This window comes from Mesorhizobium sp. NZP2077 (genome assembly GCF_013170805.1).
GTDB lineage: Bacteria > Pseudomonadota > Alphaproteobacteria > Rhizobiales > Rhizobiaceae > Mesorhizobium.
Genome location: NZ_CP051293.1, coordinates 4,887,186 through 4,903,019 on the forward strand (window position 1 = coordinate 4,887,186; position 15,834 = coordinate 4,903,019).

The 15,834-nt window shown below is 63.0% G+C and carries 17 protein-coding genes; 12 read left to right on the forward strand and 5 right to left on the reverse strand.

The window, feature by feature from the left end; all coding sequences use genetic code 11:
* The first annotated feature begins 59 nt into the window (after positions 1-59).
* Both HGP13_RS24535 and HGP13_RS24540 read left to right on the forward strand, forming a co-directional pair.
* Complete coding sequence (locus tag HGP13_RS24535) at positions 60-218, forward strand: hypothetical protein (protein WP_172229794.1); 159 nt, start codon at positions 60-62, stop codon at positions 216-218.
* Positions 215-922: a hypothetical protein gene (locus HGP13_RS24540; protein ID WP_172229797.1), complete on the forward strand. Its 708-nt coding sequence runs from the start codon at positions 215-217 to the stop codon at positions 920-922. The genes HGP13_RS24535 and HGP13_RS24540 overlap by 4 nt, the downstream gene beginning before the upstream one ends.
* A gap of 57 nt (positions 923-979) precedes the next feature.
* On the opposite strand, the gene HGP13_RS24545 is transcribed toward HGP13_RS24540, so the two are convergent.
* Positions 980-1,432: a hypothetical protein gene (locus tag HGP13_RS24545; RefSeq protein ID WP_172229800.1), complete on the reverse strand. Its 453-nt coding sequence runs from the start codon at positions 1,430-1,432 to the stop codon at positions 980-982.
* Positions 1,433-1,802: 370 nt separating this feature from the next.
* On the opposite strand from HGP13_RS24545, the gene HGP13_RS24550 reads away from it, so the two are divergent.
* The 3 genes from HGP13_RS24550 to HGP13_RS24560 all read left to right on the forward strand — a co-directional run bounded on the left by HGP13_RS24550 (position 1,803) and on the right by HGP13_RS24560 (position 5,334).
* Positions 1,803-2,435, forward strand: coding sequence for a hypothetical protein (locus tag HGP13_RS24550; protein ID WP_172229803.1), 633 nt, complete (start codon positions 1,803-1,805; stop codon positions 2,433-2,435).
* Between the two features lie 314 nt (positions 2,436-2,749).
* Positions 2,750-3,430, forward strand: coding sequence for an outer membrane protein (locus tag HGP13_RS24555; RefSeq protein ID WP_172229806.1), 681 nt, complete (start codon positions 2,750-2,752; stop codon positions 3,428-3,430).
* Positions 3,431-3,648: 218 nt separating this feature from the next.
* The gene (locus HGP13_RS24560) at positions 3,649-5,334 is read left to right on the forward strand and encodes a tetratricopeptide repeat protein (protein ID WP_172229809.1); all 1,686 of its coding nucleotides are present in this window, start codon (positions 3,649-3,651) and stop codon (positions 5,332-5,334) included.
* Between the two features lie 19 nt (positions 5,335-5,353).
* Here HGP13_RS24560 and HGP13_RS24565 read toward each other — a convergent pair whose 3' ends face one another.
* Together HGP13_RS24565 and HGP13_RS24570 are read right to left on the reverse strand one after the other, a co-directional pair.
* Positions 5,354-6,106 carry a hypothetical protein gene (locus tag HGP13_RS24565; RefSeq protein ID WP_172229812.1) on the reverse strand — a complete coding sequence of 251 codons (753 nt, stop codon included), beginning with the start codon at positions 6,104-6,106 and terminating at the stop codon, positions 5,354-5,356.
* Positions 6,107-6,137: 31 nt separating this feature from the next.
* The gene (locus HGP13_RS24570; protein ID WP_172229815.1) at positions 6,138-6,920 is read right to left on the reverse strand and encodes a hypothetical protein; all 783 of its coding nucleotides are present in this window, start codon (positions 6,918-6,920) and stop codon (positions 6,138-6,140) included.
* Between the two features lie 147 nt (positions 6,921-7,067).
* Between HGP13_RS24570 and HGP13_RS24575 the strand changes: the two genes are divergently transcribed.
* The 6 genes from HGP13_RS24575 to HGP13_RS24600 are packed head-to-tail and all read left to right on the forward strand — an operon-like array spanning position 7,068 to position 13,015.
* Positions 7,068-7,694: a hypothetical protein gene (locus HGP13_RS24575; RefSeq protein ID WP_172229818.1), complete on the forward strand. Its 627-nt coding sequence runs from the start codon at positions 7,068-7,070 to the stop codon at positions 7,692-7,694.
* On the forward strand, positions 7,691-8,905 hold the full coding sequence (locus HGP13_RS24580; protein ID WP_172229821.1) for a DUF4350 domain-containing protein: 1,215 nt from the start codon (positions 7,691-7,693) through the stop codon (positions 8,903-8,905). Before HGP13_RS24575 ends, HGP13_RS24580 begins: the two co-directional genes overlap by 4 nt.
* Entirely contained in the window at positions 8,892-9,848 is a 957-nt protein-coding gene (locus tag HGP13_RS24585; protein WP_172229824.1) for a MoxR family ATPase, read from the forward strand. The genes HGP13_RS24580 and HGP13_RS24585 overlap by 14 nt, the downstream gene beginning before the upstream one ends.
* Positions 9,845-11,149, forward strand: coding sequence for a DUF58 domain-containing protein (locus HGP13_RS24590; protein WP_172229827.1), 1,305 nt, complete (start codon positions 9,845-9,847; stop codon positions 11,147-11,149). Before HGP13_RS24585 ends, HGP13_RS24590 begins: the two co-directional genes overlap by 4 nt.
* Positions 11,146-12,165: a stage II sporulation protein M gene (locus HGP13_RS24595; protein ID WP_172229830.1), complete on the forward strand. Its 1,020-nt coding sequence runs from the start codon at positions 11,146-11,148 to the stop codon at positions 12,163-12,165. Before HGP13_RS24590 ends, HGP13_RS24595 begins: the two co-directional genes overlap by 4 nt.
* On the forward strand, positions 12,152-13,015 hold the full coding sequence (locus tag HGP13_RS24600) for an RDD family protein (protein ID WP_172229833.1): 864 nt from the start codon (positions 12,152-12,154) through the stop codon (positions 13,013-13,015). The genes HGP13_RS24595 and HGP13_RS24600 overlap by 14 nt, the downstream gene beginning before the upstream one ends.
* A 28-nt stretch (positions 13,016-13,043) precedes the next feature.
* Here the strand turns inward: HGP13_RS24600 and HGP13_RS24605 are convergent, their stop codons facing one another.
* On the reverse strand, positions 13,044-13,730 hold the full coding sequence (locus tag HGP13_RS24605) for a D-lyxose/D-mannose family sugar isomerase (protein WP_172229836.1): 687 nt from the start codon (positions 13,728-13,730) through the stop codon (positions 13,044-13,046).
* 188 nt (positions 13,731-13,918) lie between these two features.
* Here HGP13_RS24605 and HGP13_RS24610 point away from each other — a divergent pair, with 188 nt between their 5' ends.
* On the forward strand, positions 13,919-14,977 hold the full coding sequence (locus HGP13_RS24610) for a D-TA family PLP-dependent enzyme (protein ID WP_172229839.1): 1,059 nt from the start codon (positions 13,919-13,921) through the stop codon (positions 14,975-14,977).
* Positions 14,978-15,001: 24 nt separating this feature from the next.
* Here HGP13_RS24610 and HGP13_RS24615 read toward each other — a convergent pair whose 3' ends face one another.
* Positions 15,002-15,766, reverse strand: a complete 765-nt coding sequence (locus tag HGP13_RS24615) for a heme ABC transporter permease (protein ID WP_172229842.1) — start codon at positions 15,764-15,766, stop codon at positions 15,002-15,004.
* Between the last annotated feature and the right edge of the window lie 68 nt (positions 15,767-15,834).

The window sequence follows — 15,834 nt, forward strand, 5'->3', positions numbered from 1 at the left end:
ACAAGTTGGTCAAACTTTCCCCGGCCGTAGCAAGCCGGTCTTATCCAGAGAGACGACCAATGACCTACATCACCATAGCCATGCTGCTTGCCGCAGCCGGCCTCCGCACGCGCCTCGGGCGCCTCTGCCTGGCTCACCAACTCCTCCGCGCCTCCAACGTGCTCCACGAGGCCGGCAGCCGCGTCCTTGACCATGTGAAGCGGGAGGCGGGCCAATGACCGACCTCGATCTCACCAAGAAGGGCGAAGCCTACGTCGCGGCATCGCTGGCCGCTGATCCCGAAACCCTGCTTGTCGCGCTCACCAATCGGAAGGCCATCGCCGATTCGATTGAGCGGCTTATCGACATGCTTGACGCGATGTCGCCGGATCCTGACCTTGAGGACACTGCAGACGATGAGCCGTCGCTGCTTTCCCTTGACGATCTGGAACTCGACAACAGCGACTATGAACCGGACAGCGACGGCGAGCCGGCCATGGGCGCCATCGAACGCCATCCTACGTCTAGAGAAAGCCCGTGGGGGCGTTGTGGCGAGCTGACAGTCATGCACTACGGGAGCAACTCGCAAGAGGACTGGGCGGGCTCCCGCGCCACGGCACCGGGCCATGACGAGTGCGAAGCCGAAAACGAGCATGGCGGCGACGTGTTGGACGAGCCGCACGATCGCGAAGACGACGAGTACGAACTCGGCTGGACGGAGCATGTCGACCAACGCCTTGCCGGCAAGGTCGAAGAAGGCAAATGGAACCATCCCGAAGGCGAGCCCGATCTCGGCTGGACGGGCTATGGGCGCGGCTGCACTGCCGACGAAGCGCGCGACGATCGGGAAGGCGACGACGAGCGGGAGGCAATCGACGAGCGGGAGGACGATCACGGGGATTACGACGGCCCCGGCTTCATATCGGGAGGGCAAGGGCTCTAAAATCCAACCGGATTGGAATTTGGCCCGCTGCCTCACGGTGGCGGGCTTTTTAGTTGCCTACTGCTGCTGGGGGAAGCTAAAAATGGGCCGGCCGCCCGTGCGCAGCCGTTCTTCCTCGTTCGCCCATATCTTCCAGGACCGAACTCGTGCCCCTTGATATCGTTCCTCGTTCGCCGGTCGGTAGGAAATCATGTTCAGTAATATGAGTTTACGGTTCATTCGCTGATCGAGCATGTTCGCAATGATGCTCGTGATTCCGGTATCAAATAGCCGAATTTCGCCGGCAGAATCCGCCCCCTCCGCGTTTCCGGGGAATGTTTCTTCGTCGGGAAGCAACTCCATAACCCATTCGGCTCCATAGCTGAAACAGCGGTGCTCATAGCCTATGGGAAGAATCGAGAAAGCCGGGATTTGGTGGTTTGACGACAGCACCAAATACGTGTTCTTCCCTACAAGCTTTTCTAGAACGACAGCCAGCAGAGCCCCGCCTCCGTTGGCGTCGAATCTCACCAGTTCTCCCGGCTCACAAGTCTCAGCTTTTCTCACTTCCCCTGGATTTACCAAACGCATGATGACTAGCCCCCGTTGTGTCGCGCGCATGTTGCGTGGACCTGCCGATAGTCGCAGGAAACCCTTGGAAATCAACGGGAATGATTTGCAACACAACGCGACATGAAAAGCACCCTCCCTTCTATCATCGAATTGATTATAAACGATAAATTAGCTATTTCGCGCGATACGGCGGACGGACTCTGACTCCGTTAGTCCTGGTTCGAATCCAGGTTCCCCAGCCAAACATTCCACAACAAAAATAGTGTTTTAGCGCCCTGTTTCATTTTGCATCGCTATGCTTCCTCAGGTTGCTGCACGAGGCCGCGTCATGTCCACCGATAGCCAGTACATTCTCGAAAGCATCAGCCAAGGCTGCGTGATGCTTACCGATGACGAGTTCGTCATCGATAGGCTGGTGAAGTATATCGGCAATGGAAGGATCCGGTGGCACGTCGAGTTTCGGGGGCATCGCGTCGAGTTCACAACCGGCCAGTTGAAGAAGCAGCCTGCCTTCCGTAGGAAGATGCTCGAACAGGCCGGTGTGCTGCCGCCCCAGCGTGCCGGGGCCGACTACAGGCGATGGGTTGTCGATTTGAGGAAGAATGCCATCGAGCTTCCGTGGCGGGATAGACCGGCCGATGCGGGTTTCGCCATCGACGGCCTTGTCAGTCTTGGAGGCGACCGCTGGACGGTTGACTACCAGGGCAAGGTCATCAAGTTCACGACGACCAAACTCCGCCGGCAAACCAGTTTCCGCAAGCGGATGCTGCTCAAGGCCAAGGTGCTACCGCCCCTGCTCGATCCGGTTGCCTATCGGAAGTGGATGGATTGGCTCATTCAAAACGCCACGGAGGCTGCACCACAGGCCAGCGATGCCTCGATAAGCGAGAAAAGTTGGCTTGACGATCTGCCAGAGCTGGCCGGCTGGCAAAACGAAACGTCGCTTGAAGGAACCAACTGAGGGCGGCGCGCCAACCGCCCTTTGCATAGTATCAGCACTACAACACGGACAGTCCTGTCATCGCCCAAACCGCGCAGGGGGTGCTGCAGAGTCGCAGCGCAATTGTGGCAGCGCAGTTCTCCCGCAATCTCGAAGATCGCAACACAATCGTCTAGAAACCTGCGAGACGCCCCTCCAAAACGCTCTTTTTGTTGCACCATCGCAACACGCCTCAGGAAACTGGGCACTCTGACCGTTCAATTGCATTCCGTCAGGGAATCCTTCTGATACACAGGGCTTTGGTTGAACACAGTTCAACGTGGCGGGGATACGTAATGAAGTACATTTTGGCAGCAGCAATTCTGGGCGCCACTCTTACCTCGGCTATGGCAGCTGATGCTGTGAACGAGCTTCCGGTCGCTTCGACATATGATTGGACAGGTGCCTATATCGGCGGCCAGATCGGTTACGCCTGGGGTAAGGACCATATCCAGGACGAGAACACCTCTGACGGCCATTCGGATTATTCGGACAGCTTCAGGGCTCGTGGAGTCACCGGCGGTGTTTTTGCCGGCTACAATATGCAATGGGGCAACATCGTCGGCGGCATTGAAGGTGATATCGAGGCCTCCGGAATTGTCGGCCACAATCCGGACTGGCCGTTCGGCAGCGACGACAATACCCATATCGATGCTCAGGGCTCACTGCGCGGGCGCTTGGGTTATGCCTTCGACAACTGGCTGCCCTATGTCACTGGTGGTCTGGCCCTCGGGGATATTCACACCAAGTTCGAAGATGGCGCGGCAACGGATTCCCAGTCAAAAATCAAGGCTGGCTGGACGGTTGGTGCTGGCGTCGCCTATGCCTTCAACAAGAACTGGGTCGGTCAGGTCGAATATCGCTATACGGATTTCGGCAAGGTTACGACAGTCACCGACAACACTGACTCGGGTTGGGAAGAGCACGAGCACCTCAAGACCAACGAGGTCCGAATCGGGATCGCCTATAAATTCTGATTTGCAGATTCGGCTCCGAGGCCAAACCAGACGGCGTATTCAGACCTCCATTTTTAAAAGCCGCCCGCGCTGACCGGGCGGCTTTTTTCGTCAGGGACGCCAGCTCCCAAACAATGGCGATGGCGGCGTTTGCCATGGCTACGGATTTCGGCACACAGTGATGGCGAAGGACTCTGGCCACGGCCCGGCTCGCGGCTCATCAGACTTGAATGGAAGACATGGACCGCTTCAACCTTGGCACCTACCGTCGCCCGATTTCCACGCACTCCACTGAGACCCTGCGCTGGTTCGATATCGGGCTCAACTGGTGCTACGGCTTCAACCATGAGGAAGGCATCAAGTGCTTTGAGAAGGCGCTGGAGACCGATCCCGGCTGCGCCATGGTCCACTGGGGCATCGCCTATGCCGCCGGGCCTTTCTACAATCTGACCTGGAAGGAACATGGCGAGGCCGAGGCCAACAGCGCGACGAAGCGCTGCTTCGAGCATGTCCAGCTGGCGCGCGCCAATGCGGCTGGCGCCAGCGAGGTCGAGCGACAGTTGATCGAGGCGTTGGCTAGCCGTTTCCAGAAGCCTCACAGAGTGAGCCCGCAGGAATTCGAACAGTGGGATGATGCCTATGCCGCCGCGATGCGGCGGGTCTACGAAAGCTTTCCCGACGACCATGATGTGATGGCGCTGCTGGTCGAGGCGCTGATGATGCGCACGGTGCGGCGGCTGTGGAACCTCAAGACCGGTGCGCCGGCGCCGAATTCGGACGTGCTTGAGGCGCTGGAGGTTTGCGAGCGGTCGATCCGCCTCGCCGACGAAGCCGGCATTGCGCAGCATCCGGCGATCGTCCACCTGCACATCCATCTGCTGGAAATGTCCACCATGCCGGAACGCGGCGTGCGCTCAGCCGATCTGCTCGGGCAGATGTGCCCCGATGCCGGACACATGAACCACATGCCGGGGCATATCCATGTGCTCTGCGGCGACTATGAGAAGGCGAAGCTTGCCAGCGAAAAGGCGGTCCGCGCCAACGACCTCTACCTCGCCTATGCCGATGAGCCGACCTATTACCTGCTTGGCTGCTGCCACGACCTGCATCTGATGATGTTCACCTGCATGTTCCTTGGCCAGTATCGGCCCGCGCTCTGGGCCGCCGACAAGGTGCGCAGCCTGGTCACGCGGGATGTCGTCAGCCTCCCCGACCGGCCCAAGCTCACGCAAACGGTGGAAGGCTATCACGCGATGAAATCGCATGTGCAGGTGCGCTTCGGCCGCTGGCGGGAGATCATCGACGAACCGGCGGTTAAAGAGCCCGGCCTCTATGTGCTGACGGCGGCGATGCAGCACTACGCCAAGGGTGTCGCGCATGCGACGTTGAAGCAATTCACGGAGGCCGAGCGCGAGCGCGACCGATTCCACCGGCATCTGGAGAACATTCCAGCCGAGCGACGTTTTCTCAGCAACCCGACCCGCGCCTCGCTCGCCGTCGGCGCCGCCTTGCTCGATGGCGAGCTTGCCTACCACCAGGGCCGGCATGAGGAGGCCTATGCCCATCTGCGGCAAGCGGTCGAGCTGGACGACAATCTCTCCTACACCGAGCCATGGGCGTGGATGCACCCGCCGCGCCATGCGCTGGCGGCGCTGCTTCTCGACCAGGGCCATGCGAAAGAGGCCGAGCAGGTCTATCGACACGATCTCGGCCTCAGCGGCAAGGTGCAACGCTGTGCCCAGCACCCTGACAATGTCTGGGCGCTGCACGGACTGGTCGAATGTTTGAGGCGGCGCGGCGAGAGCGAAGAGCTGCCGCTGCTGCAGGCCAAGCTCGCTGTGGCGGTGGCCAAGGCGGATGTGGCGATCAGCTCGTCATGCCTGTGCCGGACAAGCGTGCAATCGGTGCCAAGCTGCTGCCACTAAAATGATGGCGGCGCTGCCCTCACGAGAAGATTTCCGCCAGTTCATCGACGCTGGCGCCTTCCTTGACCCGGCGCAGTTCGACGTAGCTCACCGCCGGCAGAATTGACGACAGCATATAGATCAGCGTGGTGTCGAGCGCGTCGAGCGAGAGGGCTGCAATCGCGCCAACGGCTGGAAGGATGCGGGCCATGACCAGTTCCATCGCGCTGGCGGCAACGATCACGATCACCCAAAGTCCTAACAAGGCCCAGCGGCTTCCCTCGGTCAGGTCGCTGCTGCGCGCCATGCTGGCGAACACACCGCGTCGCTCCTGCACCAGCACGGGAGCCGCGGCCGACCAGCGAAGGAACAGGATGATCCCGGGAACGATGAGCAGCAGCAGGCCCAGGGCAGCGCCCAAAGTAGTGAGCAGTGAAATGCCTATCGCAGGCAGCAGGACAGAGAGGGCGGTGCCGATGCAATCGCGGGTCGCCGGCCGCTTGCCATTCAAATCCTCGATGGCGACGCGCACCAGGGCGGCCTGCAGTACGGCAGCAAGCACCATCGCGATCAAGCCAGCCGCGACGGCAAAGACCATGCGTTGAGGCGCATGTTGCTCGAGGCCGGCCAACCACTTCCAGGCCGTAAACTTAATCAAGAAACGCGGCAGGCCTAGAAAGACCAATGCCACGCCGAAGCACAGGATAAAATTGCGACCGATGACCGCAAAGCTGTCGCCGAGAACCCGACCGATGCGAAACCGATCGCGCTGCTCGATCACCGCCGACGTCATGGTGTGCCTCCCCTCGTCAGGTTGCTGCTCTCTAGGAGAATATCTTCGCCAGTTCGTCGACGCTGGCGCCTTCCTTGACCTGGCGCAGCTCGACATAGCTGACCGCGGCGGCGATCGACAGCACCATGGAGACCATGGTCTGCACCAGCGCGGCGCCAAGCTGGGCCAGAATCCCGCCAAACAGGACGACAACCAGCAATATCCCCCATTGGATGACCATCGCGATGATCATCAGGATGAGGAACAGGCCGAACAGCGACCAACGGTTGCCCTTTGTCAGGGCGCGGCTGCGCGACATCGAACCGAACACGCCCAACCGTTCCTGGATCAGGACCGGCACCGACATCGACCATCCGAGCCACAGGATGATGCCGGGCACGATCAGGGCCAGCATGGCGAGGGCGGAGCCAAGGGCGACGAGGAGGCCAATCGCCAGCGTCGGCAACAGGAAGCGAATCGCAATCTGAAGGCAATCGCCGAAGGACGGCCGCCTGCCGTTCAGGTCCTCGATGGTCGCCCGAACCAGCGATGACTGAAGCAGCAGCGTGAGAACGAATGAAACCAGCCCGGCGATAAGGCTGAGGTAGGAATTGCGAAACATCGCATGGGGATCCACCATCGCACCGGGATTGCCGTGCAGCATCGCGTCGATCTGCGGCTGGGTCCACAATCTGACAAGCAGCGTCGGCACGCCTGCGAACAGCGCGGCAAGGCCAAGGCAAAGCCCGATGTTGCGGCCTATGACGGCAAAGGTGTTGTTGAACACCCTGCCGATCTCGAACCGGCTGGGTTGTCCCAGTGTCGCAGTGGTCATGATGTTTTCCCCGGTCACCGCCGCATCCAAACAGCCGCCATCGAAAGTAAATCTGCCAAGATTAGAAGGCTTCGTCCAGTGGACTTGCAATTGGGCAGGGGTATTGCCAGTGTCGAGGCTGAACCGCAGATGCAGGGGAGCGAGCGGGTGGCAGTTGCACAGCCGGTAGACGCCGAATGGCTGGCCAAGGTGCACAAGCAACTGCTTGCGGACCATTCGATCCAGTTCGACCTGCCAACGCTGGTGCAGCCCACGCCGCCGGTATGGCTGAGGCCTTTTCTGGACGCATTGGCGAAGATTGGCCCCTACATGATCTACCTGTTCTGGGGCGCGGTGATCATCGGCGTCGCTGTCATCGCGCTTCTCGTCGCCCTCGAAGCGAAGGGGGTGGCATGGCGCCTGCCATGGCGGCGCACTCGCAAACAGCCAGAGGCGGAAGAGGCCTGGCGCCCGGACGCCGCGGCGGCACAGATCCTGCTGTCCGAGGCCGACGCGCTCGCCGCGCGCGGCGATTATGACGAGGCGGTGCATCTTCTGCTTCGACGCAGCGTCGCCGACATTGCGGGGCGGTTGCCCGACTTCCTGCGCCCGTCGCTGACCTCGCGCGACATTGCGACGGCCCCATCGCTGCCGGCGCGGGCGAGCCACGCCTTCAGCGAGATCGCGCGCATCGTCGAGGCCGCGCTGTTTGCCCGCCGGCCGGTCGGGGCCGAGGGCTGGCGGCAGGCGCGCGGCGCCTATGAGCGCTTCGCCTTCAGGGATGCCTGGATATGAGCACGCCGGCCGCCGAAGCGGCACCGGAACCGTTCAGCCGAAAAACCCTGTTCTGGGGGATTTTTGCCAGCCTGCTCGCCGCGGCGGGATTCTTCCTGTTGTCGACCTATGCACCGGATTTTCGCCAGCCGGAAGGCGGGGCGACGCCGCTCTCCAAGGGCGGTTCCGGCTATGCGGGCCTTGTGGAATGGATGAAACTTGCCAATGGACAGTCGCCACCCATGGCGCGCAGCGAGCAGGCTCTCAGTTCCGGCCCAGCGTCCGAATTCCTGCTGATCGTCACGATCGCGCCCAACAGCGATCCGGCTGCGCTGGCAAGAATCATCAAGCTTCGCTCGGGCAAGGCCACGTTGTTCGTGCTGCCGAAATGGTTCACCATTCCGCTATCAGACCACGACGGCTGGGGGATGAAGATCGAACGGCTGCCCAGCACAGTCACCAACGACTGGTTGGGCCGCATCGCCAAGGCCAAGCTCGGCGAAGACAAGAGCTCGGTCGGGCAGATCGACGTGGCAGGCCGCATGGTCGCCGCGCCGGATGAGCTTCAATGGGTGGCGGACGATCACCCCTTGATCGCGGCGGGCAACGGCAAGGCCGTTCTCACCGAGCTCGACAAAGAGCCCTTTTACATCCTGACGGATCCTGATCTGATCAACAACGCGGCGCTGAAGGATCCGCAAAAGGCGGCGGCGGCACTCGATATGATCGCCATGCTGGAGCCCGGCAAGGGCGCGGTGATGTTCGATCTAACGCTGCATGGTATCGGGCAGAAATACGATCTGGCCAGGCTGTTAGTCGAGCCGCCCTTCCTGGCGCTGACGCTGTCGGTGCTGGTAGCCGCTGCACTTGCCTTCCTGCACGGGCTCGGCCGGTTCGGGCCGCCGCGCACCGAGGCCCGGGCGATTGCCTTCGGCAAACAGGCGCTGGTCGACACCACGGCGATGCTTTTGAAGCGCGCCGGGCGGATCGAGGAGCTCGGCGACCGCTATGCGGCGCTGATGCGTGCGCGTGCCGGTGCATTGCTCGGCGCGCCGCAAGGCTTGCCAGGCGAAGCACTCGACCGTTGGCTCGATTCCCGCGACCACGGCGAAACCCAGAGCTTCAGCCGGCGCTTCAAGGCCGCGAACGAGGCTGGGACCTTGGCTCAAATGCATGAAGCGGCGCAGGAGCTGCATGACTGGACGACAAGGAGGCTCGGTGAACGTCGATGATGTGAAGGCCCTGGCGAATGCGATCAGGGAAGAAGTTGCGAAAGCGATCACCGGACAACGCGACACGGTCGATCTGATGCTGACGGCATTGTTCGCCGGCGGACACATATTGCTGGAAGGCCCGCCGGGCACGGCAAAGACGATGACCGCGCGCTGCTTCGCGCAGGCACTCGGCGTCGCCTATGGCCGCATCCAGTTCACGCCCGACCTGATGCCCGGCGATATCGTCGGCTCCAACATCTACAATTTCCAGAGCGGGCAGTTCACACTGACGCGCGGCCCGATCTTCTGCGACCTCCTGCTTGCCGACGAAATCAACCGCACGCCGCCGAAGACGCAGGCGGCACTGCTGGAGGCCATGCAGGAACATGCCGTCACCTTCGATGGCACCACGCATGCGCTCAGCCAGAACTTCATGGTGGTGGCGACGCAGAACCCGATCGAGCATCAGGGCGTCTATCCCCTGCCCGAAGCCCAGCTCGACCGCTTCCTGTTCAAGCACAGGGTAAGCTATCCCGATGCACAGGAGGAACGTGCCATCATCGTGCATCACGGCGGCGGCTCCGCCTCGCACGACATCGAGCAATACGGCATCAAGGCGCAGACCGACCGCAAGACGCTGGAGGCAGCCCTTGCCACCGTCGGCGATGTCACGCTGGTCGACGATATTGTCGGCTACATCGCGGCCCTCGTGCGCGGCACGCGCGAAAGCCCGGATCTGGAGGTTGGCGCCAGTCCTCGCGCCGGCGCCATGCTGGCCCGGGCCGCCCGCGCCAGGGCAGCGCTCGACGGCCGCGCCTATGTCATTCCCGACGACGTCAAGGCGCTGGCCGTGCCGGCGTTGCGCCATCGCGTCATCCTGTCGCCGGCGGCGCAGATCGACGGGCGGCTGGTCGAGCAGATCGTCTCGGACCTTGTCGACCAGACGGCAGCGCCGCGTTGATCTACCCAAGCGGCAGAGCGGTCTGGGCAGCAGCGGCGGGTGCCATCCCCGCCTTCCTGATCGCGCTTGCGCTGCCCTCCTTCTGGTATCTCGGCCTGTTGTGGATCTGCATCCTGCTCGCCTTCCTTGCGGTCGATGCGGCGGCCGGGCGTGGACGCGCCTCGCTCACCGCCAGTCTTTCGGCGCCGCCGCAGGTCGGCGTCGGCGGGCGTTTCACCCTCCATGTCGCAGCCAGCCTCGGCGGGCGGGCGCGCCGGCTGCAGGCGCGCGTCGGCCACGATCAGCGGCTGGCGCCGGTCGGCGGCACCGGCGGCGCCCTGCCCGCCAATGGCGGCACGCTCGACCTTGAATTCGACGCGCTGAGGCGCGGCATCGCCAGTTTCGACCGGCTGTGGCTGCGCTGGAACGGCCCGTTCGGGCTGACCTGGAACCAGGTCGTCCTGCCGATGGACCGCAAGGTGGCGGTGCTGCCCGATGTCAGCAGCGCGCGCGATGAGGCGATCACGTTGCTGCAGCGCTCCGCGCTCGCCGACGGCCACGCGCAAAGGCGAGCCGGCCAGGGCCGCGAGTTCGAGTCGCTGAAGGACTATCAGCCGGGCATGGGCCGCCGGATGATCGACTGGAAGCGCAGCGCGCGCCACGGCAAGCTTTTGGCACGCGAATTCCGCATCGAGGAGAACAACAACATCGTGCTGGCGATCGACTGCGGACGGCTGATGTGCGAGCCGGTCGACGGCGTGCCGAAGGTTGATCGGGCGGTAACGGCAGCACTTCTGTCGGCCTTCATTGCGCTCAAGGGCGGCGACCTCGTCAGCCTGTTCTCCTTCGACGCCAAGCCGCGTGTCTCGAGCGGCGCGGTACGCGGCTCGCCGAGTTTCATGATGATCCAGAAGCGCGCGGCCGAGATCGATTATTCCAGCGAGGAGACCAATTTCACGCTGGCATTGACGACATTGGCGGCCAAGCTTGACCGTCGCTCGCTGGTCATCATCTTCACCGATTTCGTCGACCCGATCAGCGCCGAGCTGATGCTGCGCACCGTCGGCCGGCTGACCGAGCGGCATCTGGTGCTGTTCATGCTGATGAAGGATGTCGAACTGGAGACGCTGGCCGACATGGCGCCCATAACGCCGGAGGATGTCGCGCGCGCGGTCACCGCCGGCGGCCTGCTTCGGGAGCGGCAAGTGGTGATCGGGCGGCTGCGGCTGCTCGGCGCGCATGTGATCGAGGCCGATCACCAACGCCTCGGTCCGGCGCTGGTCGAGCGTTATATCCAGCTCAAGGAGGAGAACCTCCTATGACGCTGCCCACCGGCACCGATGCCGTACGCCAGTCGCTGGCAAGCTTTCGCCAGGAACGCGAGGCCGACTGGAAGGCGTTCGAGGCGCTGCTTTCACGGGCCGAAAGACGCGCACCGCGTACGCTCTCGGAAGAAGAGCTGCTGTCGCTGCCACTGCTCTACCGTTCGGCGCTGTCCTCGCTGTCGGTGGCGCGCGCGACGTCCCTCGACAGCGCGCTGATCGCCTATCTGGAGGCGCTCAGCCTGCGCGGCTATTTCTATCTCTATGGCGCACGGCGCGGCCTGAGGCAGCGCGTCGGCGATTTCTTCCTGCGCGACTGGCCGGCGGCAATCCGCGATCTGTGGCGCGAGACCTGGGTGTCGGTCGGGCTGACGGTGATCGGCGCGATTGCCGCCTACTGGCTGGTGGCCTCCGACAGCCGCTGGTACGACGCCATCATTGCGCCCAGCCTCGCCGGCGGGCGCAATCCGGACTCGTCGGCAGAGGCTCTGCGCAGCGTGCTTTACGACAGCGGCGGCAGCCATTTCCTGTCCGGCTTTGCCGCCTATCTCTTCATCCACAACACGCAGGTGGCGATCCTGGCTTTCGCGCTGGGCTTCGCCTTCGCGGTGCCCAGCGTGCTGATCATCCTGATGAACGGATGTATGCTGGGCGCGCTGTTCCAGGTCTACGCGGCCAAGGGATTGGGCTTCGAGCTTGGCGGCTGGCTGTCGATCCACGGCACGACGGAATTGTTCGCTATCGCCCTGGCTGGCGCGGCAGGCATGCGGATAGGCACGCGCATAGCCTTCCCCGGCGACCTGACCCGGATGGCCGCTGCAGCCCAGGCCGGGCGGGTGGCGGCGACCGCCATGGTCGGCGTCATGGTGATGCTTCTGTTTGCCGGCCTGCTCGAAGGCATCGGCCGGCAAACGATCACCAGCGATGCGGTGCGCTACGCCATTGGCTGCGGCATGCTGACGCTATGGATCGCCTATTTCTACCTGTTCCGGATGGTGCGGCATGGCAACGGCTAGGAATCCTGCCGCGCTGATAAGGCCGCTGATCACACCGGAAGGTGTCGACCTCAAGGTCAAGCTGGCGGACGCCGGCACGCGAGCCGCGGCCTTCCTGCTCGATGTGGTGATCATTGTCGCTGCCGCTATTGCGGTCACCCTCGTCGTCATCTTCGGCCTCGGCGGCCTTGGCGTGAAGGAGGCGGAGCCGCTCTTCATCGTCTGGATGATCTTGATCTTCTTGCTGCGCAACGCCTATTTCATCGCCTTCGAGGCGGGGCGGCGGGCCGCGACGCCCGGCAAGCGGATCGTCGGCGTGCGGGTCGCCTCGCGCAGCGGCGCGGGTCTCACCATCGATCAGGTCATCGCGCGCAACCTGATGCGCGAGATCGAGGTATTCCTGCCGCTGTCGATCATTGCCGGGCGCGGCGGCGCCGGCGTCGCCGACACGCTGTCGACGATTTTCGGCCTGGTGTGGGCACTGTTGTTTTCGCTGTTTCTGTTGTTCAACCGCGACCGGCTGCGCATTGGCGACCTGCTTGCCGGAACCTGGGTGGTGGAGACGCCGAAATTCAAACTGGTCGAGGACCTTTCGCAGCGGCAAGACCCGATTGCCAAGCGCTTCCATTTCAACCCGGCGCAGCTCGACGCCTATGGCATCGCCGAGTTGCACAAGCTGGAAGAAGTGCTGCGCCGCGACGACTATTTCGCGATGAAAGCGGTGGCGGAAACGATCAGCCGCAAGATTGGTGCGAAGGTCGAGCCGATCGACTCAAAGGCCTTCCTTACCGCCTATTACGGCGAGCTCAGGGCGCATCTCGAGCGCAAGCTTCTGCTGGGGAATCGCAAAGTGGACAAATATGCGCGGTAGCGCGTGGCCAAGCCGAATTTGACTTGCCCTACCCCAGCCACTTTTCATAGTCGGCCACCAGCAGGTGCACGGGGGCGACATCCTCGTCGATGTTGGAGAAACGGCCGATCGTCTCGCGAAACACATTGTCGGTGAGATCGTCATTGACGGTCGAGACCTCTCCGATCAGCACGTCCTTGCCCTCGGCCCAGAAGGCGTGCCAAACGCCGGGCAGCAGCGTGACGCTCTGGCCCGGGTCGAGCTTCAGCAGGCCGCCCGCCGGCAGCCGATGGATGGTTCCATCAACGGGGACCGACACCTCGGCCTTGGGATCGATGCCGCCGTCGCGATCGTGCATGAACAGTTCCAGAACCAGCTTGCCGCCGCCACGGTTGATGATGTCCTCGGCCTTGATGTTGTGGCGGTGCATCGGCGACAGCTGGCCCTTGCGCGAGATCATGATCTTCTCGGCGTAGAGCATGCCCATGCCCTTCTTCATGTCCTCATAGCGGCCGTTGCGCACGGTGAACAGGAAAAGGCCGAGTTCCCTAAACTTCTCCTGGCCGTAGTCGGTGATGTCCCAGCCGAGCCGCGAGGTGAAGATCGCCGAAGAATCGACCTGACGCGCCTTCATCTCCTCGGGCGACCAATAGGCGAAGGGCGGCATGATGTAGCCGAACGAGCGGATGAAAGCGTCGGCTTCGCGGATGATATCGTTGATGGCAGAGCGTTTCATGATCGTGACCCTTCGTGTCGATTTTTCCGACAGTTCGCATAGCCGAACGTCGCTGCGGTGTCGATCCATGTCGCTGCCCGCCGTGCCCTTTGCTACCTTCGGATGGCCCACCGATCCGGTCGGCTGGCCGCGTGACATCGCCGGCTTTCAGGCTCATAAACCCGGCGAAATTCTCACAGGGATAGAAGATGCCGACGATCCACGACCTCGATACGCCGTCGATCCTGATCGACGCCGCACGCGCCGAAGCCAACATTGCCCGCGCACAGGCCCATGCCGACAGGAGCGGACTGAAGCTCAGGCCGCACATCAAGACGCACAAGCTGCCCTATTGGGCGAAGAAGCAGGTGGCGGCGGGTGCCGTCGGCATCACCTGCCAGAAGATCGGCGAGGCCGAGGTGATGGCCGATGCCGGGTTGTCCGACATCTTTCTCCCCTACAACATCCTCGGCCGCGCCAAGCTGCAACGGCTGAAGGCGCTGCACGGTCGCGTCACCCTGTCGGTCACGGCGGACAGCACGGATACCCTGGAAGGACTGGCGGCGGCTTTCACCGATGCCGGCCACCCACTGCCGGTGCTGGTCGAATGCGACACCGGCATGGGCCGCTGTGGTGTGCAGACGGCCGATGAAGCTCTTGCGCTGGCAAGGCTGATCGACAAGGCCAGTGGCCTGACCTTCGGCGGGCTGATGACCTATCCGGCCGCCGGCCGCGCGGTGGAGGCCGAGGCCTGGCTCGCCACCGCCAAGCAGGCGCTGACCGCTTCGGGTCTTGCCTGCGAGCGCGTCTCCAGCGGCGGCACGCCTGACATGTGGCGCTCCGCCGATGCTTCCGTCGTCACCGAATATCGCCCCGGCACCTACATCTATCTCGACCGCTATCAGGTCGCCAAAGGCGTCGGCACCTTGGACGATTGCGCGCTGACGGTGCTGTCGACGGTGGTCAGCCGCCCGACGCCAACACGCGCCATTCTCGATGCCGGCAGCAAGGCGCTTTCCAGTGATACACTTGGCCTGAAGGATTTTGGCGAGTTGCTCGGCAACCCCGACGCAAGGGTCACCGGGCTCAGCGAAGAACACGGCACTGTCACGCTTTCCGGTAACGCGAAGCTGCGCATTGGTGAGCGTGTGCGCGTGGTGCCCGACCATTGCTGCGTCGTCACCAATTTGTTCAACGAGGTCAACCTGATCGATGGCGACAAGGTGCTGGAAACGCTGCCGGTGGCAGCGCGCGGGCTGATGGCCTGACCGGTTACGGCCGGCAACAGTTGATCAGGCCGGTTGCCGCTCGGCCTGCCGCGCCGCCACCCGCCGCATGGCCATCACCCGGCGGCGGCGGATTTCGGTGCGCATCGCCATCAGGTGCAGCGCGAAGAACAGCACGGTGAAGCCTAAAGCCATGACCAGCAGCGGCCAGAGCAGGCTGGGGTCGATGGTTGGTCCGCCGAGCCGGAACACCGAGGCCGGCTGGTGCAATGTATTCCACCAGTCGACTGAGAATTTGATGATCGGGATGTTGATGAAGCCGACCAGCGTGATGATGGCGGCGGCCCAGGCGGCGCGGCTGGCATCGTCGAGCGCACGGGTCAGCGCGATGATGCCGAGATACATCAGGAACAGCACGAACACCGAGGTCAACCGCGCGTCCCACACCCACCAGGTGCCCCACATCGGCTTGCCCCAGATCGAACCGGTGATCAGCGCCAGTGCGGTGAAGACGGCGCCGATGGGAGCCGCCGATTTCAGCGCGACATCGGCCAACGGATGGCGCCAGACCAGCGTGCCAAGCGCCGAGACCGCCATCAGCGTGTAGCACATCATGGCGAGCCAGGCGAAAGGCACGTGGATGTACATGATGCGGACCGTGATGCCTTGCTGGAAATCCTCGGGCGCCGCGAAGCTCATATAGAGGCCGACGGCAAGGATGAGTGCGGCGATCGTTGCCAGCCATGGCACGACCTTGTCGGCCAGCCCGACGAACCGCGTCGGGTTGGCAAGGTCCATCCAGCCGGTCAGGCGTGAAGTCGTGTCGCTCATGCGACTTTACATAGACCGCCGGGGCGATTGGGGCAATCGAGCGGTGGTGTCGCAGGCTGGGAAGCATG

What these genes read in the sequence shown, in the direction of transcription:
- HGP13_RS24535 (WP_172229794.1), top strand. Translation starts at nt 60, where the DNA reads ATGACCTACATCACCATAGCCATGCTGCTTGCCGCAGCCGGCCTCCGC.
- HGP13_RS24540 (WP_172229797.1), top strand. Translation starts at nt 215, where the DNA reads ATGACCGACCTCGATCTCACCAAGAAGGGCGAAGCCTACGTCGCGGCA.
- HGP13_RS24550 (WP_172229803.1), top strand. Translation starts at nt 1,803, where the DNA reads ATGTCCACCGATAGCCAGTACATTCTCGAAAGCATCAGCCAAGGCTGC.
- HGP13_RS24555 (WP_172229806.1), top strand. Translation starts at nt 2,750, where the DNA reads ATGAAGTACATTTTGGCAGCAGCAATTCTGGGCGCCACTCTTACCTCG.
- HGP13_RS24560 (WP_172229809.1), top strand. Translation starts at nt 3,649, where the DNA reads ATGGACCGCTTCAACCTTGGCACCTACCGTCGCCCGATTTCCACGCAC.
- HGP13_RS24565 (WP_172229812.1), bottom strand. Translation starts at nt 6,106, where the DNA reads ATGACGTCGGCGGTGATCGAGCAGCGCGATCGGTTTCGCATCGGTCGG.
- HGP13_RS24570 (WP_172229815.1), bottom strand. Translation starts at nt 6,920, where the DNA reads ATGACCACTGCGACACTGGGACAACCCAGCCGGTTCGAGATCGGCAGG.
- HGP13_RS24580 (WP_172229821.1), top strand. Translation starts at nt 7,691, where the DNA reads ATGAGCACGCCGGCCGCCGAAGCGGCACCGGAACCGTTCAGCCGAAAA.
- HGP13_RS24595 (WP_172229830.1), top strand. Translation starts at nt 11,146, where the DNA reads ATGACGCTGCCCACCGGCACCGATGCCGTACGCCAGTCGCTGGCAAGC.
- HGP13_RS24600 (WP_172229833.1), top strand. Translation starts at nt 12,152, where the DNA reads ATGGCAACGGCTAGGAATCCTGCCGCGCTGATAAGGCCGCTGATCACA.
- HGP13_RS24605 (WP_172229836.1), bottom strand. Translation starts at nt 13,730, where the DNA reads ATGAAACGCTCTGCCATCAACGATATCATCCGCGAAGCCGACGCTTTC.
- HGP13_RS24610 (WP_172229839.1), top strand. Translation starts at nt 13,919, where the DNA reads ATGCCGACGATCCACGACCTCGATACGCCGTCGATCCTGATCGACGCC.
- HGP13_RS24615 (WP_172229842.1), bottom strand. Translation starts at nt 15,766, where the DNA reads ATGAGCGACACGACTTCACGCCTGACCGGCTGGATGGACCTTGCCAAC.